This window comes from Burkholderia sp. JPY481, assembly GCF_038900515.1.
GTDB classification, from domain to species: domain Bacteria; phylum Pseudomonadota; class Gammaproteobacteria; order Burkholderiales; family Burkholderiaceae; genus Paraburkholderia; species Paraburkholderia youngii.
This window is the reverse complement of record NZ_JAYMRT010000001.1, coordinates 1-25,901: the sequence shown is the minus strand read 5'-3', so window position 1 is coordinate 25,901 and position 25,901 is coordinate 1. Positions and strand designations below refer to the sequence as shown.

Below are 25,901 nucleotides of genomic sequence, written 5' to 3'. Positions count from 1 at the left end.
ACATCCAAAACAAAGCGCCCGAAACCACCACCGCGTTCCGGGCGCCAACAATCGTCCAACAACGAGTCCGACGACAGAAAACTACTTCTTCACCGCCCGCTGCCGCACCGCCTCGAACAGACACACCCCGCTAGCCACGGACACATTCAAGCTCTCCACCGTCCCCGCCATCGGAATGTTCATGACGACATCGCAGGTTTCACGCGTCAGACGCCGCATGCCCTCGCCTTCCGCGCCCATCACGAGCGCCACCGGCCCGTCGAGTTCCGTTTCGTAGACGCTCTTCTGCGCGTCGCCGGCCGTGCCGACCACCCAGACGCCCGCGTCCTTCAGTTCGCGCAGCGCGCGCGCCAGATTGGTGACCGTGATGTACGGCACCGTGTCGGCCGCGCCGCTCGCGACCTTCGCGGCAGTCGCGTTCAGTCCCACCGCGCGATCGCGCGGCGCGATCACCGCATGCGCGCCAGCCGCGTCGGCGACGCGCAGGCAGGCGCCGAGATTGTGCGGATCGGTCACGCCGTCGAGCACGAGGATGAGCGGAGAGCCGCTGATGCCGTCGAGCAGTTCGGCGAGGTTCTGCGCGAGCGGCAGATCGCCCGCGCGCGCGACCACGCCCTGATGACGTTCTGTGCGCGCAAGGCCCCACAGACGCGTTTCGTCGGCGGCGATCAGACGCACGCCCGCGTCCTTCGCGGCCTGCAGGAATTCGGTCATACGACGGTCCTTGCGCGTCGCGTCGTAATAGACATCCTCGACCGTCGACGCATCGTGCCGGATACGCGCGGTCACTGCGTGGAAACCGTATAAAACCTTATGACGTGCCATGACTGAACAACCTTTGATTGGACGCGCATTCAACGCGCGCCACTGTGATGAAGATGAAACCAAAAGGCAGACCGCGCGCAACCGGCACGCGTTCACGTGCCCGCTGCGCGCGGTCGCGGCGCTGTGAAAGCCTCAGCGCTTCTTGCGTGCCTGCTTCGACGCCGCCTTGCTCGCGACGCCATGCTTCCTCGCCGCGCCACGCGCGGCGCGCGCTTCCTTGACCGCCACGCTCTGCGCGGGCGCGGCCTTTTTGCGCCGCTGACCCGGCACCGACGCGCCGCTTTCCGCCGACGGCAACACGCGCACGCGCGGGCCAGCGCCTTCGCCCTTGTCCGCCGCCATACCGCGTGGCGCGGGCGGCTTGATCGGCGTATCGCGCACGAGACGGAAGTCGATCTTGCGTGCGTCGAGATCGACGCGGCTCACCTGCACGCGCACACGATCCGACAGCCGGTAGCGAATGCCGGTGCGCTCGCCGCGCAGCTCGTTCCTGATCTCGTCGTACTGGAAGTAGTCCGAGCCGAGTTCGGTCACATGCACGAGACCTTCGATGAACAGCGAATCGAGCTGCACGAAGATGCCAAACGACGTGACGCCGTTGACCATGCCGCCATACTCTTCGCCGAGCTTGTCGCGCATGAAATAGCACTTGAGCCATGCTTCGACGTCGCGCGATGCTTCGTCCGCGCGGCGCTCGTTGGCCGAGCAGTGCAGCCCGAGCTCTTCCCAGATCGCTACGTTGTTCGTGCGAGCGCGGGCACCGCGCTTTTCCTCGTCGGCCTGCTGCATTGCGCGGGCGCGCGGCGACAGCGCGGTATTGAGCTCGACGCCGTGCGGCGGCTGCGGCTGATACTTGCGGCCCTGCAGGATCGCGTAGATCGCGCGATGCGTGAGCAGGTCCGGATAGCGACGAATCGGGCTCGTGAAGTGCGCGTAGGCCTCGTAGGCGAGACCGAAGTGGCCGATGTTGTCGGGGCTGTAGACCGCCTGCTGCATCGAGCGCAGCAGCATGGTCTGCAGCATCGACGCGTCGGGCCGGTCGCGGATCTGCGCCATCAGTGCGGCGTAGTCGCTCGCGTGCGGCGTGTCGCCGCCGCCGAGCGTCAGGCCCATGCCGCGCAGGAACGTGCGCAGGTTCTCGAGCTTTTCCGCGCTCGGGCCCGCATGCACGCGGAACAGGCCCGGATGCTTGTTGCGCTTCAGGAAATCCGCCGCGCACACGTTCGCGGCCAGCATGCATTCCTCGATCAGCTTGTGCGCGTCGTTGCGCGTGCGCGGCACGATCTGCTCGATCTTGCCCTGCGCGTTGCAGACGATGTACGTCTCCGTCGTATCGAAGTCGATCGCGCCGCGTTTCTGGCGCGCCGCGAACAGCGCCTTGTAGACGCCATACAGATTCTGCAGTTGCGGCAGCAACGCGGCACGGCGGGTTGCCTCGGGACCCTTGGTGTTCGTCAGCACCGCGGCAACTTCGGTGTAGGTGAGCCGCGCGGCCGAATGCATCACGCCCGGATAGAACTGATACGCCTTCACGTCGCCACGCGCGGTGACGATCATGTCGCACACGAGCACGCAGCGGTCGACCTGCGGATTCAGCGAGCACAGTCCGTTCGACAGCTTCTCCGGCAGCATCGGGATCACGCGGCGCGGGAAGTACACCGACGTGCTGCGCTCGATCGCGTCGGTGTCGAGCCCGCTTTGCGGCAGCACGTAATGCGACACGTCCGCGATCGCGACGATCAGGCGGAAGCCGTCGCCGCGGCCCACCTTGACCGGCTCGCAATAGACGGCGTCGTCGAAGTCGCGCGCGTCCTCGCCGTCGATCGTGACGAGCGGCACGTCGCGCAGATCGACGCGATGGCGGATGTCGGCCGGGCGCACTTCATCGGGGAGCTTGGCCGCTTCGCCTAGCGCGGCCTCGCTGAATTCGTGCGGCACGCCGTACTTGCGCACCGCGATTTCGATTTCCATGCCGGGGTCGTCGATGTCGCCGAGCACTTCGACCACGCGGCCGAGCGGCTGCGAATGACGGCTCGGAAAATCGGTCAGCTCGACCACCACGACCTGGCCGACCTTCGCCTTGCGGGTGTTCTGCGTGATCAGAATGTCGTGGCCGATGCGCTTGTCTTCGGGCGCGACGATCAGCGCGCCGTTCTCGTTGAGCAGGCGTCCGATCACGCGCTTGTTCGCGCGGTCCGTGACCTCGACGATGTGCCCTTCGGGCCGCCCACGCCGGTCATAGCCGACGATGCGCGCGAGCACGCGGTCGTTGTGCATGACCTTCTGCATCTCGCCGTTGGGCAGGAACAGGTCGTCCTGGCCGTCGTCGCGAATCAGGAAACCGTAGCCGTCGCGATGGCCCTGCACGCGGCCCGCGACGAAGTTCGACGGATGAGTCAGTTGATAGAGATTGCGCTGATCGAGCCGGATCTGGCCGTCGCGCTCCATCGCGCCGAGACGCTTGAAAAATCCTTCGCGCTCCTGGCGCTTGATCGACAGGGCTTCGGCGATGTCGTTCGCGGCAAGCGGCGTTTCACTCGTGCGCAGCACGCCGAGGATTTCTTCGCGGCTTGGAATCGGATACGGAAATTTGCTCAAGGGCTTGTCGATGATTTTTTCTCGTTGCATGGACGTCGGTCGGCGATGTGGTCCGGCCTGGAAGGCGTTTGCTTAATGCGCGCAGTTGCGCTCGGCTGGATCTGTCGGGCGGCTGCGCTGCCTCGGTCATTGCACCTGCTGCTTGCTGCTCTTCTGCTCTACTGCGATTGCACAGGAAACTGCCCGGGTTCGGCTCGTTCAACGCAAGGCCGGCGCGCGACTGGCTGATCGCATGTCGACACTCGCGTCGCGGCACCGGATGTGCATCGTGCCAACGAACTACTGCGAGGCATTCTAACACCCGTGTCGGGCGCCACGCGGGCCTGCGCCGGTGGTTCGGACGCGTCGTGCGCCGGCTCGCAGCGAGGTTGAAACGCGCTCGGCAAATCGCTTGACAGGTCGAAATCGGTCGCTATAATGGCGGTCTTTGCAGTTCATCACCTGCCCAGGTGGCGAAATTGGTAGACGCACTAGGTTCAGGTCCTAGCGGTGGCAACACTGTGGAGGTTCGAGTCCTCTCTTGGGCACCAGATTCGAAAGTAGAGCCGCCTTCTGGCGGCTCTCTTTTTTGTGTAAGGCCTGGTAGTCGAAATCGCTGTTCGTGTTTCGATTGCCGGATGAGCAGGACGGTGGTTCGGTAGCGGTTGCATCACTTCGCTGCACGTTCAACCAGGCGGATGAGAAAAGCAAGTTTGTTTGAAGCAGAGATTGACAAACTTAATCATCTTGCTAAAATAGCGGTCTAGCTTGAAGACGTGCCCAGGTGGCGGAATTGGTAGACGCACTAGGTTCAGGTCCTAGCGGTGGCAACACCGTGGAGGTTCGAGTCCTCTCCTGGGCACCAACAGTTGTTCCGGCAAAAGCCGGTGAAGTCCGAGAAACCCCGTAAGATCAAAGTCTTACGGGGTTTTTTGTTTCCGCGGGCAGCCGTCATATACCGGTGGAATCAGCGATTTTTGCGTATACTCTTGCGTATACACGGAATCCAGGTGCCGAGCGATGCCCAAACGCGCCGAACCGAAGTCCGAAGTCGTATTTCGCGTCGCCAAACCGCGCGAGCGCCCTTATCTGCTCTCAGATGGGAACGGGCTTGCCTTACGCATCTGGCCGGACGGAAGCAAAACGTGGCTGCTCCGTTATCGCCGCCCAAGTACCGGGAAGGAGAACTTTCTCAGTCTTGGTCCCTATCCCGAAGTTGCACTCGTCGACGCGCGCAAGTCCGCTGCGGTCACGCGGAGTCTCGTGCATGATGGTACTGATCCGGTTGAGCACCGCAGAGCCGAAGCCGCTGCGCGCAAACGCGCCGCTGAAGGAGCGTTCCATCTCGTCGCAGAGAACTGGCTCGCGTTCAAGCGTAAGGAGTGGGCCGACGAGACTTCCCGCAAAGCGGAGTTCGTAGTTCGGCAATACCTGATTCCGCCACTACGCAACAAGCCCATTTCGACGCTCGCGACATCGGAAGTCAAACCGGTGTTGGAAGCAATAGCGGAGCATGCCCCCAACCTCGCAACCAAGGCACGCCAATACGTGGGCGGCATCGTGACGTACGCGATCCACCATAGTCTGCGGGAGGACGGTGTTCCGTTGTCGCTGCGCGGCGTCATCCCGCGACACGAGAAAGGCCACATCCCGGCGATTACGAAACCCACGGATATCGTCCCGCTGGTGCAAGCGATCAATACCTATAAGTCACCGATCACCAGGGCCGCACTGAAACTGACCATGCTCACGGGCTTACGCCCCGGAGTGATCGCTGCCGCACCGTGGGACGAAATTGACCTAAAAGCGGGCGAGTGGCATGTTCTGGCCGTGCGGATGAAGATGCGCCACGACCATATTGTGCCCTTACCTAAGCAAGCGGTTACGTTGCTCGGCGAGTTGCAGTCGCTCACAGGCCGCGGACACTATGTGTTTCCATCTCCGGCTCGCCAGAAAACACCGCATTTGCATCGAGACGCGTTAAGCAAGGCTCTGCGCGAGATGGGATTCAAAGGAAAGCACGCTACGCACGGATTCCGGGGCATGCTACGGACCGTTGGCCGGGAGCGACTCGGCATTGACATCGACGTCCTCGAAGCGCAACTCGCACATGCAAAACGAGGCGACGTACAGAAAGCCTATGACCGAACAACTTTCGACGACGATCGTCGCCGCGTGATGCAAGAGTGGGCGGACTATATCGACGGACTGTGCAGAACAACGCCGGCAGGTGGCGCAGTCGATTGACACCGCGATTCGCACGCTATGTCGCTCACGAATCCGCACACCGATGGCCGCGAATCCCCACTCAATTAGCAACTACCCACCGCAAACCCAACGCTGGGCCTGACTCGGGTCCCATGGCGCCCGCCGATACCGTCAGCGATACCGACATTCCCGCCCGGCACTCAACGGCCTGAGGTGGGCCGCATCGGAAAATCACCGCCGCCTGCTTAAGAAAGTTCGTCTAAACCATGCATCTCCAGATGACTTCGGAGGTTGATACCGTCTGCGATACCGTCAGGTCACAGTTGCCCAACTGAGCCGGCCGGCGGCTGGTCGGCCTGAGCTGACCTTGGGCAACCTAGGGCGGCGCGGCCGCTGAACGTCGGTTTGTTGACATTCGCAACCCGCCGTCGGCGGGTGGCGGCTCTCGTCATCGGTGAGTGAATCTAACCGACCCCGAACTGCCGTTCAGGGCGTCGGTTCCCCAAGATCCGATTCCCACAGTTCACCGTCCGTCCAAATATCTGTCTGCATACGCCTCCGTGCCTTCTAGGATGGCCAGATCTGCGCCACGTCCTCCAAAGTTAGGTTGACCGCGTCTACACCGACTAGCTCGACAATCGGGCGGTGTGCTTGCGACAGCATATCAAGCGCATCCTTGCGTGGGAAACCCACGACGTACTGCAGGAGCGAAACGAGGAACGCTGCGGCCCCGTGCTCGGCCTCGACCTTCGCGAGCTGTGCCATATGTCCAGCCCGCTGTTATCGTCGTACCGCAGTTTCCGTGTCTCCTCAACAAAGATTGCAAGGAAGTATCCAGCGGCCCGCTCACCTCGCCGGTCCATGCCGCCGCGGCTAACCCGCTCGAGACCATCTACCCCACGCGCGCGGCCGCTCTAGGCTGAGGCTGTAGCCGGGGGCCCAGCCATATCGCGACCGTTCCCGCTACGGACCAGGAATTGCAACGTTCGCCGTCAAGATTTACGGCGTGAGGCCGTTAAACGCAAGGACTGTTCTTGCGTGCCGTTCCCGAAAATCCATGAAAGATCTTGCATCACTGAATCGAAACGCAGTCCGCGGAGCATTCGCAGACGATACCGGTAGTGTGCCGGCGGCCTTCGACGCAGCGTCGAAGGATGTCATCGGGCGCAACGAAGACTGCCTTCGCCTGCTGATCGCAACGGGCATTTGCTTTTCGCGCGTGAGCGACACGGAAATCGCGGCGGACGGTGACCACTCGCAGAAACTGGTCGTTGAAAAGATCGTCAACGGCGACGAGCTTGCAGCCGCCCGCCTAGCCGCCGCCAGGCTCGCGGCGAGCTGGGTTGACGCGTGACCGAGGGGCTGCCGAATGGGAACCAGGAAACCGGTCTATGTCGACAGGACGCGAAAACTAGCGCTGGCCGAGGCGCGTCGTGCTCTTGAGGAAGCAATTCACGAAGGCCCCGAGATTCCAGGTGATGCGGCCTCCGAGGCCGCGCATCGAGAGCGTGTCAAAGACCGGGAACACGAACAGCTCTTGGCAAAACTGGCGGTCAGGCCCGACAGCTCGGTGCCCTACGACGACTGAATTCGGATCGGTCAATTGCAGGGGCGGGACACGCTGAGTCTCTCAAACGATGGCTACTCTAAAAACGATGAAACAAAAGCTACTGACAATTCTCTGGCGCGTTGCGTCTCCTGATGGCGTACTGGATTCGCCGCCCTGGTGTCGCGGAGCGCTTCGGGAAGCCAATGCCGCGTCCGTTTGACCACGCCGGCGCATGGCGGGATTTTTCGTTGTTTAGGCATGTGTGGTAAGCGCTGCGCGGTACTCGGCGTGCAGAGTGAGCGGATGCTGTTCACGCAGATCTTCGTGTGGACCTTGATGCCCTCGTTCGCCATTTTCGTGCTGATGTATTTCGTCTTTGGCGCGCTGCATTCATGGGGGTCATCGCAAGCACAATCTGGTCTTGACTTCGAGTTCAAAAACGAGCGGAGGTGGGTAAGCGACATCAACGATTCTTGGGCAGGCATGAGGGAGACAGCCGATACGGGTCTTGGCAGGAACGATGAGGTCACGTGCCGCGGCACATTCCGTGGCGCGCGGTGGTTGGACTCAGGGGGCGTGCGCCCCTCGAGCGGCAATTTGAGTAACGTATGCGAAAGGATTTTCAGTGAAAGTAAAACAGCTTAGTCACGTCAGGGAAAGAGATTTCGAAATCGGGATTGAGGGCACACCAACCCAAGTGATGAAGACCGGATGGCTCAATTCCTGCATCGCTTTTTACGGGGTGGACGCCAAAAAAGGCCGATCGTTTCTGTGTCACATGGATCTTCTCGGTCGTGGATTCGATTGCATCATCGATACAGTGGCTGCGCACAGCAAGCAGGATCTCAGTGGATACGATCTCTACGTGACGAGCGGGTTGAACCGGTTTGAACGGGCGGGCTATGTGTTTCTCTGGACCGCGGTGTTTTGGAAATGGTTCGGCCCCGTAGGGAGAACCGTGACCGTCGTTGGCTTGGCGGCATGGCTTTTTGGCCCGATGGCATATGGCTACTGGCGGCTGCGCCACCGGTTCGGCCACTGCCCTACGGCAAAATTCCGTTGGGGATTTGGCTTGCGTCGGGTCGAGGTCACCGTTGACGCGTCCACATCAGTCCAGCAAGAGCCCCGCTTCGAATCTGAATGGCCGTGCAAAACCAAGCCGAAGTTCAAACCTCGAAAGGGCGTATGGTGGTGCTCCAAAATGGAGCGCGCCTCGGAACCCGTTGCCGTGACCGATGCGAGCGTGCAGTCTCGTGAGACCGAGGATCAGTCGGTGCGTTGAATAGGCGTGGACCGTCGCGGCCTGATCGTGTCCCGGATAGATTGAAGTTGACGGAACGGTCATTCCGTACCGTCAATCGAAGACAAGTCGTCGGCCAATGAAGCCTCCGTTGGCTCGACCATCGGCCAACGGTGGCTGTGGGCTGCTTTGGTGACGTCGAGCCTGCGACGAGTTCGCCGCTCGATATTTCCGGACCGCGCGGTGCATGGCCCTAGCTCATGGTGTGCGATTTCTTTCGCGATCCAGCTCGTTTCGGCATAATTGCCATTTGCCTCGGATATGCTCGCGGATTAGCCCTGCTGTGGAATCTTTCCGACGCATGGAGCTCGCAGGCTGTTGAGGATGCCCGTCGCACCGCTCATCCATGCGAAATGCATAAGCGTCAAGACAAAGAAGCGATCCGCGGAGCGGACGGCGATGCCGAGTCGATGTTCACCGTCCCGGCTGGACGACTTCGTTCCTGCTAGCCACCCGTTGCGACCTGTCCTGCTCTGGTTGAACGATGCGCTTGTTCGGATGGGCGCGTTCTTTTCGCGTATGTTGCGTTTGTTTTAATATCTAACCCTGATCCCATATGCAAAGCACTTCCGGAAACTTGAGCCTGTCAGTCGACGTTCTCATTCTTTGTGCGCTCCGCGAAGAATACGTTGAACTCTTGAACGTAACCGACGGCATTTGTGACGGCGGCTGGCGCGGGGGCAAGGCGCAAGATGGCTGGTTGGTCTCTGAAGCTGAGTTTGCCGCGCAGGATGGCAAACCGTTGCGCGTCGTGGCATCGTACTGCGCACACATGGGCCGGGAGCAGGCTGCGGCGACCTTGAGTCACCTCTGGTACGCAAGACCTGCTCGGTGTATTGCGATGAGCGGAGTCTGCGCCGGTCGTCGCGGCAAGGTGGCGCTTGGCGACGTGGTCTTTGCCGATCGCCTGTATTCGTACGACGCCGGCAAGATCACGGTCAAGGACGGGAAAAGGATTTTTCAAGGCGACCCGAATCAAACCGGGCCGAGTGTGACGTGGGTGCAACGCATGCATGAGGCGCGCGCCGCACTTCCCGGAGGCTGGATCGAACTGCGCCCGAAACTGACGTTGGAGGAACAGGAAGACTGGGTTGTGTTGCGGCTAGACGAGGGATCGCTACCGACCGCGCATGTCGATTTTGCGGATAAATGCCTCGACTGGGCGGACGTATTCACGCGTCTTGTCGAGAAAACTTGGATCAACGCGACTGGTGAAATTCAGGACTCCGGCCGCGAGCGCGCCCGCCACTTGCGTCTGCTCCACGGCGGACAGCCCGAACCGCAGCCGGACTTCGATGTACATGTTGCGCCGATGGCGACTGGTGCAGCAGTTGTCGAGGACCCGAATATCTTCTGGGAATTGTCAGGCAATATGCGGAAGGTCCTCGCGATCGACATGGAAGGCAGCGCTCTCGGAATTGCTGCGGAGTTCATGAAAGTTCCGGTCGTTATCGCCAAAGCAGTCTCGGATTTCGGCGACACATTAAAGGACGATCGTGTTCGCACTTTCGCTGCGCGCGCCGCCGCCGAATACTTGCTCACGTTGCTGCGTAGTTCGGTCGATCTGTTGCGCACCGCGGGCGGCCCCATTTCGACGGCGCCTACGCCTGTCACGTCGCCGGCGGTTGACGACGCCAACGGCTTTCCACGTGAGTTGATCGAATTCCTCGCGGACACCTACCCCGAGACGCAAGATGCGCGAGCGCTGTGGATGCGCGCGGGCGGTAAAGGCGGACAGGTGCCGACGCTCAATCACCCACGTGACTTGTGGCAGCGCTTGTGGGCGCAAAGCGTACAGGGGGCGGCCGCGCGCCCCGCATCCATCTTGCGTGCAGTCCTGACCGACTATCCTGAAAACCCGACTGTGTTGCGCTACCTCGCGAATTTCGATCACTAATCATCGCACAACAATAAAAGGGAAATCCGATGGCCAACGTGTTACAACAATTTCTGGCGGCCGGCCTGATCGACAAGATCGGCGGCGATGATGACCGCCTCACGAAGATGGAAAAGGCGGCGGCGACTATCGCTGAAGCGTTCAAGAAGGACGCGACGCTTCTGATTCCGGCGATCCTCGCCGTCCTCGACGGAAAGGCCGTTGCCGACGATCCCGCCATCCGACTAGCGGAGTCCGCGCTTCTGGCGGAATGGAAGACGCTGGCATCGGTCCACCCTGACGCTCCGATCAATATTTATCGGGCAATCCTTGCTATGGCATGCGAGGCGGTGGCGCACGATAAAATTGCGGCAATTCTCTGGCTTGCAGCAGCGGATATGCTGCCTTTTTGCCAACTCGGTAAGGAAGCACCGATCGTATCCCAACTGGTATCTGGATTCGCGGAAAAAGCCGAACGCTACGCTGTTTCTCAATTGTCGTCGCCCCAACGAAAAAAGCGGGGTGGGGATGTCCTGGCATTCAAGCTCCCCGAAATCGAGGTGTTTGAGGTGGACGAAGATGCCTTGCGTCTCGCGATCGGCAATGCGACCATGCCTGCTCCGGCGGGCAATCAGTACGGGCCAAATCAGAATCGGTATTGGATCCATCAAAATCCCCAGCAATGGGCGCAGGATTTTATTGATCGTATGGCGCCGGCACTGCTCGATCGGTTTAATGCAGTCGGCAAACATCTGGCGGAGAGCGAACAAGGGATGGCGGAAGCCATTACGTCTGCGTTCGACGCCCTCGCGAAGAGCGTGCAGGAGACCATCACTACATCCGAATCATTCGTCGGTGGCGACCAAATTCGATTGGACACCGTCTGGTGGTACGAGAGCCTATATTCACCGTCGCTCCGCAAAAGCTATCGGGAAGTCGCGCCCGCTGCAGCCGCCGCTCTCATGCCTCTCGACCTGATCGCGATTACGCCTGCCGTAAGTCCTGCGAGCGTCTGCTATGTCCTCTCCGAAGCGGTGGCCCGCCTACCTGACGCCGGCTACGATCGTCGAGCATCGCTCGTCGATGTCCTAGGCAATGTAATGGCAGCGCGGACGGAATTGCCCGTTCAAGTCATCGAAAGCATGCCCCCAACGCCGTCAGCAGGAAGGCTCTCGTTGCGGGATATCATCCGTCTGGCATTGACTGGCACCTCCACCGAACCAGCAGATTTGCTCCGCCGTGCTAGGTTGCCGGCAGACGCCGAAATTTCTCTTCCGCATTTCGCCCGGGCGATGATGCGACAAGAACAGGCTACACGCATTGCTGGAGCGAAAAAGTGAACCCGCGCCGATGCGCCAATTCGCACTGCCATGTGGACGAGGGCGAAACCTGCGTTCTTGGCGAGCTGTCGTATGAACAGTGTGCTGTGTGGCAAGCAAACGCGGGTGCCGAATCGGAACCGTCGACGGTGCTATCGACGTTGGAAGCCCGGGTTCCGTGGTCCGGGAGCGCACTTGGCCCCGACGATTTAACATTATTGCTTCCCCGGGCTCCGCACATCCTTGTCGGGGTTCTCGGCGCACATGACGTCGGCAAAACAACGTTGCTGACTGCGAATTACCTGTTGCTCCTGACGGGAAGGAAAATGGCGGGTGCTTTATTCGCCGGATCCCGCACTTTCGGCGCTTGGGAGGCTTTGGCATCTTGGATGCGCTTTCACGATTCGGCCAAAGCGCCAATGTTTCCGCCCCATACGTCGCGTGCTGGGGGCCGCACGCCTGGACTGCTGCATGCCGCACTGCGCGGTGTCGACGGGGCATTTCGAGATGTTCTGCTCACCGACGCGCCAGGTGAATGGTTTACTGAATGGGCGGTCAACGAAGAGGGACCGCAAGCCGAAGGCGCCCGCTGGGTCGCGGAACACTCCGACTGCTTCCTACTCGTAGCAGATTGCCAACGCCTTTCAGGGGAACAACGAGGCGCGGCCCGTAAAGGTCTGCTGCAGTTGATTGAACGCTTGGGCAATCATGCCAAGGATCGGCCGGTGACGTTGGTATGGACCAAGCGTGAATTTCCTGTCCCGGACGGCATCAGATCGGCAATCCAGAATGCGCTGTCCGAGAACATTCCGGGCGCGATCGAAGGGTCTGCCACGATCAAGGATCCGGAAACGCTTGCCGTGGTGGTCGATGATCTTGTGGCACGCGCTTGGCAATCCCCACGGATGGGCTCCGTTGTACCGGCGCCCCAAATCGATAGTCCGTTCTTCGCTTACCGGGGGCAGCATGACGACGCCTGAGTTCGTACTTATCGGCGGTTCAAACAGCGGCAAAACGCATTTCGCCGGCCAAATCTATGGCCGATTGCGCCGTGCAAAAGGCAACCTGTCGCTCCGAAAAGACGGCGGGACGCCACCCAATCTGTCGCCGTTGGAGGATGTACTCGAGAGTTTGTCGTCGGGTCGGGCTGCGCGACATACGCCCGCTTCGACATGGGCCGAAATCGCCCTTCCAGTGGTGGCACAGGAAGGCGGGACTTTCGACTTGAAATGGCCTGATTACGGCGGGGAGCAGATCGCCTCGGCGTTCAATCAACGTGCCATCTCGGACGACTGGCGCACTCGCCTTCGTAGTGCCGCGGGTTGGATAGTGCTGATCCGACTCACGTCGGAGACGACCTATTCGGACGCGCTGGAACGGATGCATAAGCCTGCGGAACAAGGAAAGTGGAACGACCGAGTTATCCGTTGGGACGCCAACGCGTACTGGGTAGAGATGCTGCAACTGCTGTTGCATGTTGCTGGTCATGGCACCGTCAACCAGCTTCATCTGCCGAAGCTGGCAGTACTTCTCTCGTGCTATGACGAGCTTGATACCGACACACGAGTCCCGCAACAGATGCTCGCCGAGCGGCTACCGCTTGTGTCCGAGTTCATCAAAGCGGTTTGGTTACCGAGCGCTGCATCCGTTTGGGGCCTGTCCGCACTCGGTCGCCCACTGAGCACGGATAGCCACAATGAGGAATTTATCGATAACGGCCCAGAAACTCAAGGATGGATAGTCGATCCATGCGGAAATCACTCCACCGACCTGACGGCGCCGCTGGCGTGGCTTCTGAATGCGATGCATGATTCATGAGCGAATCAAATATCACGTTCCCGATTCGCGCGACCTATGGCGAAATCGACCACACCCACGGGCTGTTGCATTGCTCGGCGCCTGGAGTAACGCTTCCGAGCGGCTTGCTTGCCTTAACGGATAAGCCGCCTGGCCACACCGGGCCGTACGAACCGTGGGGACCATCGGTCGGCTGCGGTCCGGTCGATGACTGGTGGGCACTGTGGTGGACCGAACCGGACGATACTGCGTCGCGCTCGGGAATGGGCCGAAGCGAAGTCGCGCTATGGTCTAGGGATCGCGTCGCGGATGTTCATGATCTAAGCACGCACTTGCTGGAGCTCAATGGAGGCCGCGACATTGTCACGCCGAAACCGTTGGTTGTTGCCGCGATCGCCGAAATCTTGATCGAGGCGAAACAAGTAGCACCGGTATTTGGCGACCTCTCGCTGTGGCCAGGTCTGCTCGCGGCGCTGTGGTCACGATTGTGGCCCGATGCACGATGTGTATTTTCGGCTCGCGTGGCCATCAGCCCGCCGCAAATCGGAGGCTCTGTCTCTCAGCCGTGGCTGTATGCCGTCGACGAGCGCCGGCTCGTGGAATGGGTGAATCATCCGATCGTTCGGCCTTGCGGACCTGAGCCAGAGCACCTCTCGCGTGCTGCGTGTTGGCTTATGGGGCGGCCGGAACCGGTGTTCGATGAAGTAATGCAAGCAAACCTGAATCTCGGATCATCGCCTTCCGTCTTGCGTCGCCTTGGGCGAATTGCCGATCGCCTCGACACAATGCGCGGCGGATCAGATCCTGGGAGTGGCGTCGATGTGCTGCGCACACTGGCAACATTCCAATCCGACGTACCGACCTTCGAGAAGTTCAAGCAAGAAGCCGTCGACACTCTGAGCGTTACGCTGCCGCAAGCGGGTGGAGGCGTCGTCACGTCTCTCGCGAACATCAATATCGGCAGTATCCCGGATGGGGCAAAGCTCGAGGTCGCTGTGCAAAGGTGGGCGCAAGAGCAATTGCCGCGCGAGCCATTCACGGACACTGCGACGATGCTGGCGCGACTCGAAGCGGGAAGCGCTGAGCAGTGGTGGCTAACGGCCATCACGACGGGCATCGTTGACGGTATTGTGGGTGCCGGCGCGATATGGGCGCGGTATCTAACGACGTGGCTGTCGGAGAAGCCCCACGGGCCGCTTCTACGGACACTTGGTGTCGCGACGACAACGACCGAAAGCATGGTCGTCGACGCCATGTTGACCAATGTCCCTCCTCCTGCTACCGCGAACCTTCTCAACAACGCGCGCACGCTCGGTTGGTCCCGCCTACACGCGGTTGCGACACTAGCATGTTCTTACCCAGTCGAGGCGCTGCGGTCGCAACTTGACTTCAAGCCCAATCCCGAACCGGGACTCGCCATCATGGTCGGCCGGATCGCAGGCTGTGATCTGGTGGACGCGGCGATTCGACTCAATGATTCACGTCTCGCGGCGGCAGTCGGAACGCGAACGACGCGTGATCCGATGCTGCTTACTGGGATGAGTCTCTCCATCCAAATCTGGAGGTCTGTTTGGGAGTCGCATGTGCAAAACGGGGGGGCTCCCTGGCCAAAGCCCGTTGATCGACGCATTGAAGCAGCCAAATACTTGGAGTCGATTGTCTCCAGCACGTATGCCGCTGGCATCGTTTCGAGACTAAAGGGTGATTTTGCCGTAGCGGCCCTTGATCTTCCGGACCGTTCGCGATTGTGGAGCATGCTGAGCCCATCCGATGCGTCCGATCTCGCTCGAGAGACGGCATCCCTGCTTCTTGCTGAGTGTGATCGCCGTGCCGACTTGGGCGTACCTGAACCGTTTTTGCTCGAGTTCGTGAAGACCGTTGCCTCGAAGCGTGGGCTGAGCGCAGCGCAAGCGGCATACTTGCTCGAATGGGATCTTCAACCACATGAATATCGCGCAACCGAACTGCTGCGCAAGATTACATCTTGGGCCGTAGGAAGCGATCGGCTCGGCAAGGTCTTCCAGCGTCATTATTGGAGAGTAGCTGCTAGAGATCTCGTTCGCCTGTATCAAAGCGGCAATCTCGGCGTTCTTCCTGCCTTGCACGCGTGCTATGACTTGCTCGACTTTTTTGCTAAATGGAAGGTACCACCACCGTCGTGCAGTGACGTCAAGCCGATTGATCGCGATCAACTGATCTCGCTAGTAGGAACTCTCGGCGCGCAAGTCGCATATGACCGCCTCGATCACATCTGGGCAATAGCCGGTGGTAAAGGTTCGCTGCTGCCATCCGGCAAGACTCCGGAACTGCGTTGGCGCCTGGCCGCACAGGCGGCCGATACAGGCTCGCTTCGGGGAGGACTGCTTTCGCTCGTGCATGCGCTGCTTGTCGAACTTCCAGAAAATGACGACTTGAAGGAGCTGAGAGCGATGCTGCAGGAACTCGAACGGATGGGACGCTAAACGGGTTCAGCGCATGCAGGCCGTGAGCAGAACGTCTGAAACAACTGATGGAACGCGTGCATATCTACTCGATCAAGGGTTGGGCCGTCAACGAATCGCAGCTTGGTCTGTTCGACTACGAGGAAGACGCTCCGATCCTCGAAGAGCAATATTGCATTCCACGCCGCTACCTGGAAAGGCATCCTCAGTCCGTGGGCGGTGAAGCGCCTGCATGAGTACAACGGCGACATCCGCAAGTTCCGCGTGGTGCGCCGCTATCCGTCGATCCTTCGTTAGATCAGTATGTCGAAGACTGAACCGGGCGACGGGAGCAATCAGGACATTTCGTCGCTGGTCGGCAAGATCGATATCCGCAAGCTCGAACAATACGCGCAGGACGACGCCGACGCGCACAACTACTCGGGCGGCCTGTGCCTCGCCAATCAGGGCCTGCTCGAATTCGTCGAAACGTTCAAGGCGCCGATCTAGGTGCTGCACCGGCTGCTCACCGCGACCCAGGAAGGCAACTTCAAGGGCACGGAGGGCTTCGGCACGATCAGCAGCTCCTCGTAGATCTTGACTTCTTCGCTTTAGCGCTGACAGTACGGCACCTTGACGACGAAGATCCGGTCGAGCAACGCCTCGTTATTGCGGTTGTTGCGGAGCGCCTTCCACTCCGATTCGTTCGAGTGCGCGAGGATGATGCAGTCGAACGGGCGCAACTCGTCGCTGGCCAGCGCGGTCTGCGCGCCGTGCACGCCGAAGATGATGGCGCAGATGTCCGTGCCGACGCGTTTGCAGGAGCCGGAAAACTCGAGCCTGTTCCCGAAGATGCAGGTCTACGACGGCGAGAATCTAAAGGACACCGCCCCGAAGGCGAAGTGGCAGCAGGAGTACCGCGACTTCGTGGGCAAAGAAAGGCATGACCGGCGTGTCGACCCGCTTCGCGTTCAAGATTCTGTCGCGCGTGTTCAACTTCGACTCGACCGAGGTCCCGGCCAATCCGGTGTATCTGATGTATGTGCTCGATCAGCAGATCGAACGCTAGCAGTTCCCGCCGGAAACCGAGCAGAAGTATCTGTCGTTCATCAAGGACGTGCTTGCGTCGCGCTACGCGGAGTTCATCGGCAAGGAGATTCAGACAGCGTGTCTGGGGTCATACTCCGAGTACGTTGCATGCACCGCGGGATCTCGTGTTCTAGTTGATGGTTGGCGGTGGAGCAGGTCGTCAGTCCCAGTCCTGGCTGCCTGCCGGAAAGACAGAGTCGTTGATCCAAAGCTCGCCGTTGTCATAGGCGTACACATCCAGCTCGCGATGTCTGTAATGGACGGCTGTATTCGACATCAGCCTGACGCTTCCGTCCAGATACCTGACCCGGAACGCATTTTCTAACCTGTCCGTAAGAAGACTGCGGTCGGCGAAGAGCACGATGTTAGTTCCACCAGCTCGTTGTGCCGAAGAGAAGAGAATTCCGTCAAATGGCGGCTGGTGCACGTGGGCAAGGTATTCCGCCATTGTCTGAGTAATAAGGTAGTCCGTTTCCCGCCCAGGAACGATAGGCTGCGAGATCAAGCCATGCAGTTTGCGCAGGAATGCGCCACGCTCCACCTCCCCGGAGAAATCATCTTGAAAATAGCTCAGGGTCTTCATGCTTCGCGCATCGTCCAGCCGAGAGAAGTCGAGAACACGTAACGGCTGCGTGGTCTCCATGCGAATCATTGCGATCTCACTTCCTAACGCGGGTCGCATTTCCGCGAGACACGTTCGGGCGTCCCTCGCCCCATAGAGAACGACAACACCTTCCGCGTTCATGCGGCCAGTCCTGGCGTTCGCGGCAGGGGGTGGTCCCACATGTTTCATCGGGTTGCGCCAAATTTCCCTGAGTAGCGATCGGGAATTGCAAACGCGGGCACGAAAAACTTCGGTACCTTCTCGCAGTGTGCGGACAACAGGATAGAGTCGGGAGCCTCTCGTGGCACGAAGGTCGTCAACTCCCTGAAATACTTTCTCAAAGAGGGCGCGGGCGGACGGACTGAAAAACCGGCGCCCGTGCTTCAGTTCATCGAGTGTGTAGTGCCATTCAGCAAGGTAGTGAATTGTCTCAATTCGTGTCGGCACATAGCGGCACGTAGGGTCCCAGTAAGGGTCTTCTGCACTGCCGGGCGAGTAACGCTCCGCGCCGACAACCGCAGAAGCGATTTCGTCAACGAAATCGAAATCCTGTCCCAGAACCTCCGAGACAATGAATGAAAGGACGTCCCCTTCCTGTTCCGACCACTCCGAGTCGTTGGCACCGAACTTTTTGACCCGGGGGCCGGCTTCGAAATGCTGGCGCATGATCGGTTCCATGATCTCGCCGAGACGGTCAATCGTGATTGCCTCGTGCTCTGTTTCACCGCAAACCGAGCATTCAATCAGTTCGCCTTCTGCTTTGATAATCTCGCTCAGGCTTGCATCCTCGATGCACCGACAGCAGACCGCGCTTGCCATGGCCTTGGCTCCTCGCGACCACGATGCCGGTAATATTAGCTGTTGCGGACTATTTACGGCGATTCCGTCAGAGGAAGCGTTCTGTTCCGAGCCATCAATTGGCTGCCACAATTCCCGAACCATCGTCTTGTTTTCCCGGTCGCTACTCAACTGGGCCAGTAACGACTGCTCAAGCAAAAAGGCGACCAGATCGCGTGACAGGGACAGGAATTCGACGAGGGTCAGGCCGAAGTGAGCCAGCACCTGACGCTTTTCAAAATGGCGGATCCGCTCGTACAGAAGACCGCCGGCGGAAGTGTCCTCGGCTTCATGCATGGCGACCACTGATAGCGTTGCTTTCGTGCAGCTCGGTTTTGGCGTAACTCTCTTCGAGCGAAATCGGCCGGTTCTTGATGTTCGCAAATCCTGCTAAGCTGTAACCCAACTGGCTGGTTGATGTCGAGATGGGTCCAATGCGCGATTGCCTAGAAGTTTGGCCCCCGCTAACGCCTGTCATACGAGGCGAAAAGGCCCTTTCCCGTTTCAACCGAAGTTGTAACGACCGGGGCAGCGTCGTCAACTTGTGTCGTACTGGACATCCGGGTCGCAGGCCATGCCAACACCCCGCTTCGAGGAGCTACTTCCTGGGCTGCCGCGTCACCTGCGTAAGCTAATCGGCACAATCGAAGACCGGGCAGATCTGCCCATCGACGCGGCACGGCGAACCGGTCCGGACCCGCTGCCAATGTCGTGCGACTTTGGCCACGACCGCGCGATGATCCTGGTGCCCGACGGCGGCCCGCCGCGAGGGAATGCGTCCGTGCTGCACGAACTGCTGCACCTGAAGCGATATTATGTCGACGGTGTGCCGAAACTGGTCTGCTGCGACGATGAGCGCGAATTCCAGAATGAGCAAGAGATGCGGATGCCCGCGCTGTTCGTCGACATCGATAACCAGATCGAGCACCTGTACCTGGTGCCTCACGAGCTGGCCCGCTATCGGGGCGCGCGACAGTACTGGGAACAGAAATTCGGCGAAGTTCTCCGTGCCCCGGGGCTCCTTGACGACCGCGCACTGATAGCGTGCGAATTCGTCCATCGGGTCCTGGGTGGCGGCGTCCTATCAGACGTAGCAGAGGCACAAATCGCGGAACGCCGCCTAGGCGGAGTCCTCGACTGCTTTCAGCTGGCCGTCGATGAGTCCAAAGAGGCGGCGACGCGATGCCTGTTCGAGGCATTCGCCCCGGCGCTATTGACCTGGACCTGTCTGGACTATTTCGACCTACCGCACGAAATTCCGTTGGCCGGTGCGGGTGGACCTTGTCAGTAGCAACAACTTTAGTCGTGAATCCCGGCTGCGTCGGGCGTCGCTCCCGCCCACGGACGACGAGAGCGGCAATAAATCCGTAGCACGAGGGGATCACGCGGGATGCTGAGTTTCGGTTTACTAGCCCCTAAGTATCCGTCACAATTGACATTATGGATAGACTTTCGCGTGTAAAATTAATGATCCATAAAATAGAAATAGTTCGGGTAATTTCATGCCGGTAATCGTCGCTAATTTTGGAGAGGGGAATTATTTCTGGCCGGAATGTCGTGACAAAAATATTGTTGCGACTTTCGAAGAAAAGCGGCAATACGAATTGTGGTTGGCGGAAGATAAAGATGGCTTCATCAGAGAGGCTATGCGAAACAGCACTACCGCCGCTGGCAAACGTCCGACCAAAGCCACCGCAACTCGGTGGTACAACGTAACCACTATTGTGAGCCAAAGTGCCGGAGACCTTTGGCTGCATCTGGACCGAGGAGGATTGTGGTGGACATATAGCAAATCCGGCGAGGCCATTATTACCTCGGAAGTTTCGCATAGCTGGAATGCTGATCGTCCTGAACTAGTTGCAATTTGAAAACCGGCACACCAATGGAGCAATTTTAATAAAAAGGGTTATCGTCTAGATATCGGTGCTCTACATAAAAAAGCACGAGACATCCTGTCGATCCAGAGTGCACTTCAGGAACCTTCCCCTGACAACGCCGAATATCTCACTGCTTTGATCGATGGTGACGATTTGTCTGGATGGGAGAATACCGAGAAATTTCGGGCGCGAGCGTCCAAAGGGCCATCGAAGGCCAAGGTAATGTCTGCCTTACAATGCACAATTGAGCGAATGGCGCAGACCGCATTCGAAACTGTCGCAAACGCAAATGGACAACAGGTGATCACCACAGCAAAGATCAAAAACATTGGCTTTGGGGATGAGTTCGAACTCGTTGACTATTTGCGGTTTCTTTGGAATGAACAGGCAGGGCTATGTGCGATTAGTGGTCTGCCCCTAGGGAAAGATTACGAAGAACCCGACAAGAACATGTGGGCCTCATTGGATCGCATTGACAGTAATGGGCATTACGAACGCGAAAATCTTCAAGTGGTATGTCGGTTCATTAATCAATGGAAAAGCGCATCTGACGATGCTGAGTTTCGAAGATTACTTGATTGCGTTCGCTGTGCGTAGCCGGTTCGTGCATCAGCGTGATGGTCTGACGGCTGGTCTTGATGTCGCGGCAATTTGCGCTACGGGGGACTCTGGCCTTCAACCTAGGCGTTAAATCGTTCGAGCTCCCTTGCGTAGGTCGAATGAGAACACAAATGGACAATTGAGGTAGTACTTCCCGAAAGGTACCGATGTGTTCGTGTATTCACGGACCAAAGCTCAACGCCGTGGCAAGACGCCTTAATGAGGCGTACCAGGAAGTCCCGGAACTACGAAACGCCGAAAAGCTGTGATTCGAAGTAACCGGTGGTCCAACGACTGCGGAGCAACCCATAGCGGCCCTTGGTTCGGCGATCGGCTTAATGACCGCAATGGCCGAGTCGAACGCATCGGCTGGCGTCGGCGAACCCAAGGGCGGGCTTGTTCACGGGGCAACCCTTGTATAGCGAAGATAGGCGGCGTGGCCGGAGGAAATACTGATCGAGGGGCCTGCGCGTTTTTGCAGCATCTGAATCTGAGATAAGGCCGGCGAGATTTCTACACGCCACTTGAGCCTCGGAAGACACTTCGCAGACCAGTCGCCCGCCGCCGTGACTAAAGCGTTCGCGCAGTTTTTCATCAGGACGATCTCGGGGATACGCACGGACGGATGGCTCGACTGGGCAGTCTGACCCAACTATCAGGTGGGCGTAGGAGCGAGAAACTGGCCGCCATGCACTAGACGTAAGGCTTGCTCATCCGTCTACTGCCAGCATACGCTTCGCTCACAAGTACATGTACTGCCCATCTTGCCGTGGGCGTGCCGGGTGTCCGGGGGCGTGTAGTGAACAAAAAGAAAGCGGCTACTATGGACACTTACTTTCAGCACACATTCCCAATACCAGTCAGTAGAGCGCTCCTCGCGCGCCGTGCTGCCACGCGCCTATCACTCCACAGGCGTCATTGGAAGCCGATGGGATCTCGACTTTGTGGCCGATCCTTGCGCCGGCCCCTACAGTGACGGAGGTGTGTCATGCGAACCGGTATTCTACTCTTTGTGACTGCCATCCTTGCCGCATGCGGCGGTCATGACGATGCTTCGACGCCTTCAGCCACGGCCCCCGCATCAAACCCGACGACGGCCACCGCAGTAATCACCGCAAGTGGGGGTACCGTTTCGATGGATGGGGTAGCCTCGGTAACCTTTCCTCCCGGGGCATTCAGCTCAGCGACGACCGTAACGGTTGAGAAGGTAACTGACCTGTCGTTTGCCTCCGACTTTACTAATGGCGCAGCCATCTTTGGCGAGTTAAATAACGAGGATTTCGCGGTAAAGGTCGATGTTGCGACCGTCCAAATGTCTGATGTACAAACAACCGCGTCGCTTATCGTTTCCGACGAGCTCAGTGGACTAGCCCAACAGGGAGCCACTCTCGCGGCGTTTTCGAGAGGTTTGGATGAATCAGATGTCGACGACGATGCAGAATCGCACGACGTCTACGACCTTGTGAATGGACAATTCAATTCCAGTAGCAAGACTCTGACAATTGACGTCTCGACTATTGCTTTCCGGCCAGAGCTCGCGGCCGATGGCCACATGGCTGCACTCATTCGCGTGGCCGCGCTACCAATCGACAGTGCTTCCCCAACACCAAATGCGGCGCAGATGAATGCTGTTGTAAAGGCCAGCGCCAAACCACTGCTATGCCCCGGTGACGCTTCGTTTGGCGCGCCAATGGTCTATGGCTGGAGACAGGCAGCAAATGGAGATCCTACCGCGTACTACGATTCGATTCCCGGCATAGTTGGCCCTTTCGCTGAGGGACGAAAGGGTCGCCAAGGCCACCAGGGGATGGACTTTTTCGCAGAAGAAGGGACCCCCGTTCTCGCAGTGGCGGACGGGTACTTCGAGACAGTAAAGGATCAGAATTACGACTGCCCTGGTACGAAAGAAAACCCAACGTCGGCACCCCGAGAAAAGGCCAAAGCCAACCAGAAGAGATTCCCTGAGTTCACGCTAGTGCTCGCACTGACAGACGCATCAGGGCATGTGACCGATCACGTTTGGTACAGGCACCTCAGCGCAAATAGTGTGCACAGCGGCACGCAACAGGAAGATACGTTTAAGACATGTTGGCGAGACAGTGGCTCCAGGAAATACAAGGTAGCAAAAGGCGACCCTATTGCATTGAGTGGAAGCACGGGAACAGATTCCAAGGGGAATCAGGTGCCCCCCCATCTCCACTTCGAATGGGTCCCCGTCGGGGGATCGGTCTCAAATCCTCTGTGCCGACTGGCAACCTTCTTTGCCGGAGCAATTGATCGCACTGACCCGAAAACAGCCGAAATGGCCGATAAACTGTACGTACAACCTGCTCCAGGCACGGCATTTAACGACAATAGACTGGCGGAGACGATATGGGTCCGCCGAAATAAAGGGCAAAGCAGTTCAAATCAGGTTTGTCTTGTCAATGGTGGTCCCTCGCAATGTGATTACGCGGGGCGGGGCTTTTTCATGTACGCGCTGGATAATCCTTCTCTTGACCCGATTTCCAATCCAAATGCCGCGTCGACCAGCGTCACGGGTAGCACAACGACGTGGCCGTCAGATTCAAGTGGAACAATGGCGGTTCAACGATTCAGTTCGTCCGATACGACTCTCGTCAATATGGTCGGAACCCTCGTTGCCCCAAGCCAGCGACAGAACATCACACCACCTCCGCTAACCAACTACGTCAGCAATGCAGTCACCTTCGCCAATCCATTGACCTGTGGCGCCACAGCGACCTTTTCATACACTGTCGCCTTGTGGGCCGACCGGAATAGAACCCAAGTTGTTACGTTTAACCCTTATCGTGCAACCGTAACGTTTGTCCCGTTTTTTCCATATCCCGGCGCGCCGCCGACATGCGCACCTCAAGTTACACCTATTTCATAGACCCAAGGTAAGGGGCCGGCGAATCCGCCTTGACGCACGGTGACCTAGGCGGCAGACAAAAGAGGCGGCCACTGTTGTGGCAGCAACGCCGCGATGTCGGCGCCTCCCAGCGTTTGCCGCTATAGCCAGCGCCTTTGTAATCGCCGAACGTGCCGATACACCTTGCGTCAGGTTCGGTCTTCCCGCAGGCGAAACGCTGTCACTCGAAGTAACCGGTGGTTCAACGACTGCAGAGCAACTCATAGTGGCCCTTGGCAGGCGATCGGCCCAGTGACCGCAATGGCCGAAAACCGGCCCCGCGTTGCGGTGTTGGCAACTTCCCGATCCCTTCGCTACGAGGGGCCGGCGGCCGCGCGGCCGTGGAACCGCGGGCCGCACGACCGCCATCAATCCGGCTACTCAAGGCGCATCCTAGCCTGCCGCCGCGCACGGTTGTAGATCACCTGATGACGCCGGTTGTCGCTCATCAACTCAGGCACAGCAGTCAACCCCGTTGCTTTTTAGCGAGGGGTGGCCTACGCGGCCACGCCCTTAGAACCGCACCTGCATGCCCGGTCAACTCACAGCATGGCATGCACTTGGCTCCCAGCTTCCCGCCCTCTACCCGCGACAGTAGCCGATAGCGGGCGCGCATCAAGGGGCGAGGGACCGTGTTGCCCGCACCCCTCCCCCGCCTTTTTCCTTGACGCCCGCCCGCTATCGGCTCCTCAAGTCGCACGGGCGGGAACCCGGAAGCCTGGCGGCAGCAACGCCAACCCCGAGTTCCACCAGGAAGTTTCCAGCCGCAATGGCAAGGCACCTCCCCTCGCCCGGTTCAGATCCTCAACCTTGACTGTGGAGATTGCCATGCAACTCGCTTCCTCTTTCCATTACGGCTCCCCGATGCTGCGCGCTGACTCGCCTCTCTCAGACGACCAGATTCGCCGGGTTGCTCCCTCCATCTTCGCAGACGGCAAACACGAAAGCCGTTCCGAACGCTACACCTACATTCCCACCATCGACGTCCTGCGCGGTCTGCGCAACGAAGGGTTTCAGCCGTTCATGATCTGCCAGACCCGTGTTCGCGATCAGGGCAAGCGCGAGTTCACAAAACACATGCTGCGGCTTCGCCACGTCGACCAGATCACCGGCGAGGAAGCCGACGAAATCGTGCTGCTGAACTCGCACGACGGCACCAGCAGTTACCAGATGCTGGCAGGCACATTCCGGTTTGTCTGCCAGAACGGCATGGTCGCGGGCGAGAACATCGCCGATATCCGCGTGCCACACAAAGGCAACGTCATCCAGAACGTAATCAATGGCGCTTTCGACGTGCTCGACGGCTTCGACCTGATCCGCGGGCAGAAGGACAGCATGCGCGCCGTCGATCTGAGCCGCGACGAGCAGCATGCATTCGCCCGTTCCGCCCTTGCGCTGCGCTACGACCCGACCGACGCCGAGGCACTGGCCCCCGTCACCGAAAGCCAGCTACTGGTACCGCGCCGTTTCGAGGATCGCCGCGACGACCTGTGGACCGTATTCAACCGCGTGCAGGAAAACCTCACGAAGGGCGGGCTGCATGGACGCTCGCGCAGCGGACGCGCCATGTCGACTCGCCCCATCACCGGCATCGACCAGAACGTGAAGCTCAACCGCGCGCTGTGGATGCTCGCTGACGCCATGCGCCAGATGAAAGCATAAGCGCCTCAGGGACGGCAACGTCCCGCCGCCTCGTTCCATCAGGACTCCTAGCCAGGTTACGTCCTGATGGAATCCGGCAGGACCCGTCCCGGAACCTTCTTTTTAATTTTCTGGAGTCAGTCATGCAATCTCAAGTCGAAACCCCTGCGGCAACCACTGACGAAACCGTTTCGCCGCTCGAAACCAACTTCGGCAACGAACAGCTGGTCGCCACCGTGGCGTATTCCAGCCTGCGGCCCTCGCCGCTCAACGCCCGCACGAAACCGCTCTCGAACATTCCGGCGCTTGCCGCGAGCATCCGGGCAAAGGGTCTGCTGCAGATAAACCGTAACCTTTCGGGCTGTTACATTGTGGTCGCCGTCTCACGCGATGCGCTGACAGTCACTTTTCTTGTCGCGCACGCCATATTGATAAGATTCGTTAGCGGAATAGCGTCATCGAAGGTGCGGG

19 protein-coding genes, 2 tRNA genes and 4 pseudogenes are annotated in these 25,901 nt (G+C 59.2%); 20 read left to right on the top strand and 5 right to left on the bottom strand.

Annotation, left to right across the window (positions count from 1 at the left end):
- Positions 1-81: 81 nt before the first annotated feature.
- Together rlmB and rnr are read right to left on the bottom strand one after the other, a co-directional pair.
- Positions 82-825 (bottom strand): 23S rRNA (guanosine(2251)-2'-O)-methyltransferase RlmB, encoded by a 744-nt coding sequence (gene rlmB, locus VSR82_RS00125; protein ID WP_013089240.1) that lies wholly within the window; start codon positions 823-825, stop codon positions 82-84.
- Positions 826-957: 132 nt separating this feature from the next.
- Positions 958-3,453 (bottom strand): ribonuclease R, encoded by a 2,496-nt coding sequence (gene rnr, locus VSR82_RS00120; protein WP_368582790.1) that lies wholly within the window; start codon positions 3,451-3,453, stop codon positions 958-960.
- Positions 3,454-3,866: 413 nt separating this feature from the next.
- Between rnr and VSR82_RS00115 the strand changes: the two genes are divergently transcribed.
- The 3 genes from VSR82_RS00115 (at position 3,867) to VSR82_RS00105 (ending at position 5,649) form a co-directional block, all read left to right on the top strand.
- Positions 3,867-3,953, top strand: a tRNA-Leu gene (locus VSR82_RS00115).
- Between the two features lie 227 nt (positions 3,954-4,180).
- Positions 4,181-4,267 (top strand) — tRNA-Leu (locus VSR82_RS00110).
- 155 nt (positions 4,268-4,422) lie between these two features.
- On the top strand, positions 4,423-5,649 hold the full coding sequence (locus VSR82_RS00105) for a tyrosine-type recombinase/integrase (RefSeq protein WP_498857434.1): 1,227 nt from the start codon (positions 4,423-4,425) through the stop codon (positions 5,647-5,649).
- A gap of 528 nt (positions 5,650-6,177) precedes the next feature.
- Here the strand turns inward: VSR82_RS00105 and VSR82_RS00100 are convergent.
- The gene (locus tag VSR82_RS00100) at positions 6,178-6,375 is read right to left on the bottom strand and encodes a hypothetical protein (protein ID WP_498857433.1); all 198 of its coding nucleotides are present in this window, start codon (positions 6,373-6,375) and stop codon (positions 6,178-6,180) included.
- 358 nt (positions 6,376-6,733) lie between these two features.
- On the opposite strand from VSR82_RS00100, the gene VSR82_RS00095 reads away from it, so the two are divergent.
- From VSR82_RS00095 to VSR82_RS00050, 10 genes and pseudogenes are all read left to right on the top strand, one after another.
- Positions 6,734-6,964 carry a hypothetical protein gene (locus VSR82_RS00095; protein WP_498857432.1) on the top strand — a complete coding sequence of 77 codons (231 nt, stop codon included), beginning with the start codon at positions 6,734-6,736 and terminating at the stop codon, positions 6,962-6,964.
- Between the two features lie 15 nt (positions 6,965-6,979).
- Positions 6,980-7,198 carry a hypothetical protein gene (locus tag VSR82_RS00090; RefSeq protein ID WP_498857431.1) on the top strand — a complete coding sequence of 73 codons (219 nt, stop codon included), beginning with the start codon at positions 6,980-6,982 and terminating at the stop codon, positions 7,196-7,198.
- Between the two features lie 586 nt (positions 7,199-7,784).
- A complete protein-coding gene (locus VSR82_RS00085) occupies positions 7,785-8,441 on the top strand; it encodes a hypothetical protein (protein WP_498857430.1) in 657 nt (218 codons plus the stop codon).
- Between the two features lie 398 nt (positions 8,442-8,839).
- A pseudogene (locus tag VSR82_RS00080) lies at positions 8,840-8,981 on the top strand (IS5/IS1182 family transposase); the annotation flags it as partial.
- Between the two features lie 34 nt (positions 8,982-9,015).
- On the top strand, positions 9,016-10,356 hold the full coding sequence (locus VSR82_RS00075; RefSeq protein ID WP_498857429.1) for a phosphorylase family protein: 1,341 nt from the start codon (positions 9,016-9,018) through the stop codon (positions 10,354-10,356).
- A gap of 29 nt (positions 10,357-10,385) precedes the next feature.
- Positions 10,386-11,675, top strand: a complete 1,290-nt coding sequence (locus VSR82_RS00070; RefSeq protein WP_498857428.1) for a GTPase-associated system all-helical protein GASH — start codon at positions 10,386-10,388, stop codon at positions 11,673-11,675.
- Entirely contained in the window at positions 11,672-12,634 is a 963-nt protein-coding gene (locus tag VSR82_RS00065; RefSeq protein ID WP_498857427.1) for a TRAFAC clade GTPase domain-containing protein, read from the top strand. Before VSR82_RS00070 ends, VSR82_RS00065 begins: the two co-directional genes overlap by 4 nt.
- Positions 12,621-13,472 (top strand): TRAFAC clade GTPase domain-containing protein, encoded by an 852-nt coding sequence (locus tag VSR82_RS00060; protein ID WP_498857426.1) that lies wholly within the window; start codon positions 12,621-12,623, stop codon positions 13,470-13,472. Before VSR82_RS00065 ends, VSR82_RS00060 begins: the two co-directional genes overlap by 14 nt.
- Positions 13,469-15,913: a GAP1-N1 domain-containing protein gene (locus VSR82_RS00055; RefSeq protein WP_498857425.1), complete on the top strand. Its 2,445-nt coding sequence runs from the start codon at positions 13,469-13,471 to the stop codon at positions 15,911-15,913. Before VSR82_RS00060 ends, VSR82_RS00055 begins: the two co-directional genes overlap by 4 nt.
- Positions 15,914-15,939: 26 nt before the next feature.
- Positions 15,940-16,451, top strand: a pseudogene (locus VSR82_RS00050) (PrkA family serine protein kinase); the annotation flags it as partial.
- A 34-nt stretch (positions 16,452-16,485) separates the two neighbouring features.
- Here VSR82_RS00050 and VSR82_RS00045 read toward each other — a convergent pair.
- A pseudogene (locus VSR82_RS00045) lies at positions 16,486-16,608 on the bottom strand (hypothetical protein); the annotation flags it as partial.
- A gap of 1 nt (position 16,609) precedes the next feature.
- Between VSR82_RS00045 and VSR82_RS00040 the strand changes: the two are divergent.
- Positions 16,610-17,063, top strand: a pseudogene (locus tag VSR82_RS00040) (PrkA family serine protein kinase); the annotation flags it as partial.
- A 57-nt stretch (positions 17,064-17,120) separates the two neighbouring features.
- Here the strand turns inward: VSR82_RS00040 and VSR82_RS00035 are convergent.
- Positions 17,121-18,698, bottom strand: coding sequence for an RES family NAD+ phosphorylase (locus VSR82_RS00035; protein WP_498857424.1), 1,578 nt, complete (start codon positions 18,696-18,698; stop codon positions 17,121-17,123).
- Between the two features lie 277 nt (positions 18,699-18,975).
- On the opposite strand from VSR82_RS00035, the gene VSR82_RS00030 reads away from it, so the two are divergent.
- The 6 genes from VSR82_RS00030 to VSR82_RS00005 all read left to right on the top strand — a co-directional run.
- Positions 18,976-19,692, top strand: coding sequence for a hypothetical protein (locus VSR82_RS00030; RefSeq protein ID WP_498857423.1), 717 nt, complete (start codon positions 18,976-18,978; stop codon positions 19,690-19,692).
- Positions 19,693-19,903: 211 nt separating this feature from the next.
- The gene (locus VSR82_RS00025; RefSeq protein ID WP_498857422.1) at positions 19,904-20,269 is read left to right on the top strand and encodes a hypothetical protein; all 366 of its coding nucleotides are present in this window, start codon (positions 19,904-19,906) and stop codon (positions 20,267-20,269) included.
- 231 nt (positions 20,270-20,500) lie between these two features.
- Positions 20,501-20,875 carry a hypothetical protein gene (locus VSR82_RS00020; protein WP_498857421.1) on the top strand — a complete coding sequence of 125 codons (375 nt, stop codon included), beginning with the start codon at positions 20,501-20,503 and terminating at the stop codon, positions 20,873-20,875.
- Positions 20,876-21,866: 991 nt separating this feature from the next.
- Entirely contained in the window at positions 21,867-23,771 is a 1,905-nt protein-coding gene (locus VSR82_RS00015; protein WP_498857420.1) for a M23 family metallopeptidase, read from the top strand.
- An 846-nt stretch (positions 23,772-24,617) separates the two neighbouring features.
- Positions 24,618-25,451 (top strand): DUF932 domain-containing protein, encoded by an 834-nt coding sequence (locus VSR82_RS00010; RefSeq protein ID WP_498857419.1) that lies wholly within the window; start codon positions 24,618-24,620, stop codon positions 25,449-25,451.
- 122 nt (positions 25,452-25,573) lie between these two features.
- Positions 25,574-25,901, top strand: a 328-nt coding sequence (locus VSR82_RS00005) for a hypothetical protein (protein ID WP_498857418.1), incomplete at its 3' end; no start/stop codon positions are given.

Bases quoted from the DNA above. Each gene is read 5' to 3' on its own strand.
- rlmB (WP_013089240.1), bottom strand. From the start codon at position 825: ATGGCACGTCATAAGGTTTTATACGGTTTCCACGCAGTGACCGCGCGT.
- rnr (WP_368582790.1), bottom strand. From the start codon at position 3,453: ATGCAACGAGAAAAAATCATCGACAAGCCCTTGAGCAAATTTCCGTAT.
- VSR82_RS00105 (WP_498857434.1), top strand. From the start codon at position 4,423: ATGCCCAAACGCGCCGAACCGAAGTCCGAAGTCGTATTTCGCGTCGCC.
- VSR82_RS00100 (WP_498857433.1), bottom strand. From the start codon at position 6,375: ATGGCACAGCTCGCGAAGGTCGAGGCCGAGCACGGGGCCGCAGCGTTC.
- VSR82_RS00090 (WP_498857431.1), top strand. From the start codon at position 6,980: ATGGGAACCAGGAAACCGGTCTATGTCGACAGGACGCGAAAACTAGCG.
- VSR82_RS00075 (WP_498857429.1), top strand. From the start codon at position 9,016: ATGCAAAGCACTTCCGGAAACTTGAGCCTGTCAGTCGACGTTCTCATT.
- VSR82_RS00070 (WP_498857428.1), top strand. From the start codon at position 10,386: ATGGCCAACGTGTTACAACAATTTCTGGCGGCCGGCCTGATCGACAAG.
- VSR82_RS00060 (WP_498857426.1), top strand. From the start codon at position 12,621: ATGACGACGCCTGAGTTCGTACTTATCGGCGGTTCAAACAGCGGCAAA.
- VSR82_RS00055 (WP_498857425.1), top strand. From the start codon at position 13,469: ATGAGCGAATCAAATATCACGTTCCCGATTCGCGCGACCTATGGCGAA.
- VSR82_RS00035 (WP_498857424.1), bottom strand. From the start codon at position 18,698: ATGCATGAAGCCGAGGACACTTCCGCCGGCGGTCTTCTGTACGAGCGG.
- VSR82_RS00030 (WP_498857423.1), top strand. From the start codon at position 18,976: ATGCCAACACCCCGCTTCGAGGAGCTACTTCCTGGGCTGCCGCGTCAC.
- VSR82_RS00025 (WP_498857422.1), top strand. From the start codon at position 19,904: ATGCCGGTAATCGTCGCTAATTTTGGAGAGGGGAATTATTTCTGGCCG.
- VSR82_RS00020 (WP_498857421.1), top strand. From the start codon at position 20,501: ATGTCTGCCTTACAATGCACAATTGAGCGAATGGCGCAGACCGCATTC.
- VSR82_RS00015 (WP_498857420.1), top strand. From the start codon at position 21,867: ATGCGAACCGGTATTCTACTCTTTGTGACTGCCATCCTTGCCGCATGC.
- VSR82_RS00010 (WP_498857419.1), top strand. From the start codon at position 24,618: ATGCAACTCGCTTCCTCTTTCCATTACGGCTCCCCGATGCTGCGCGCT.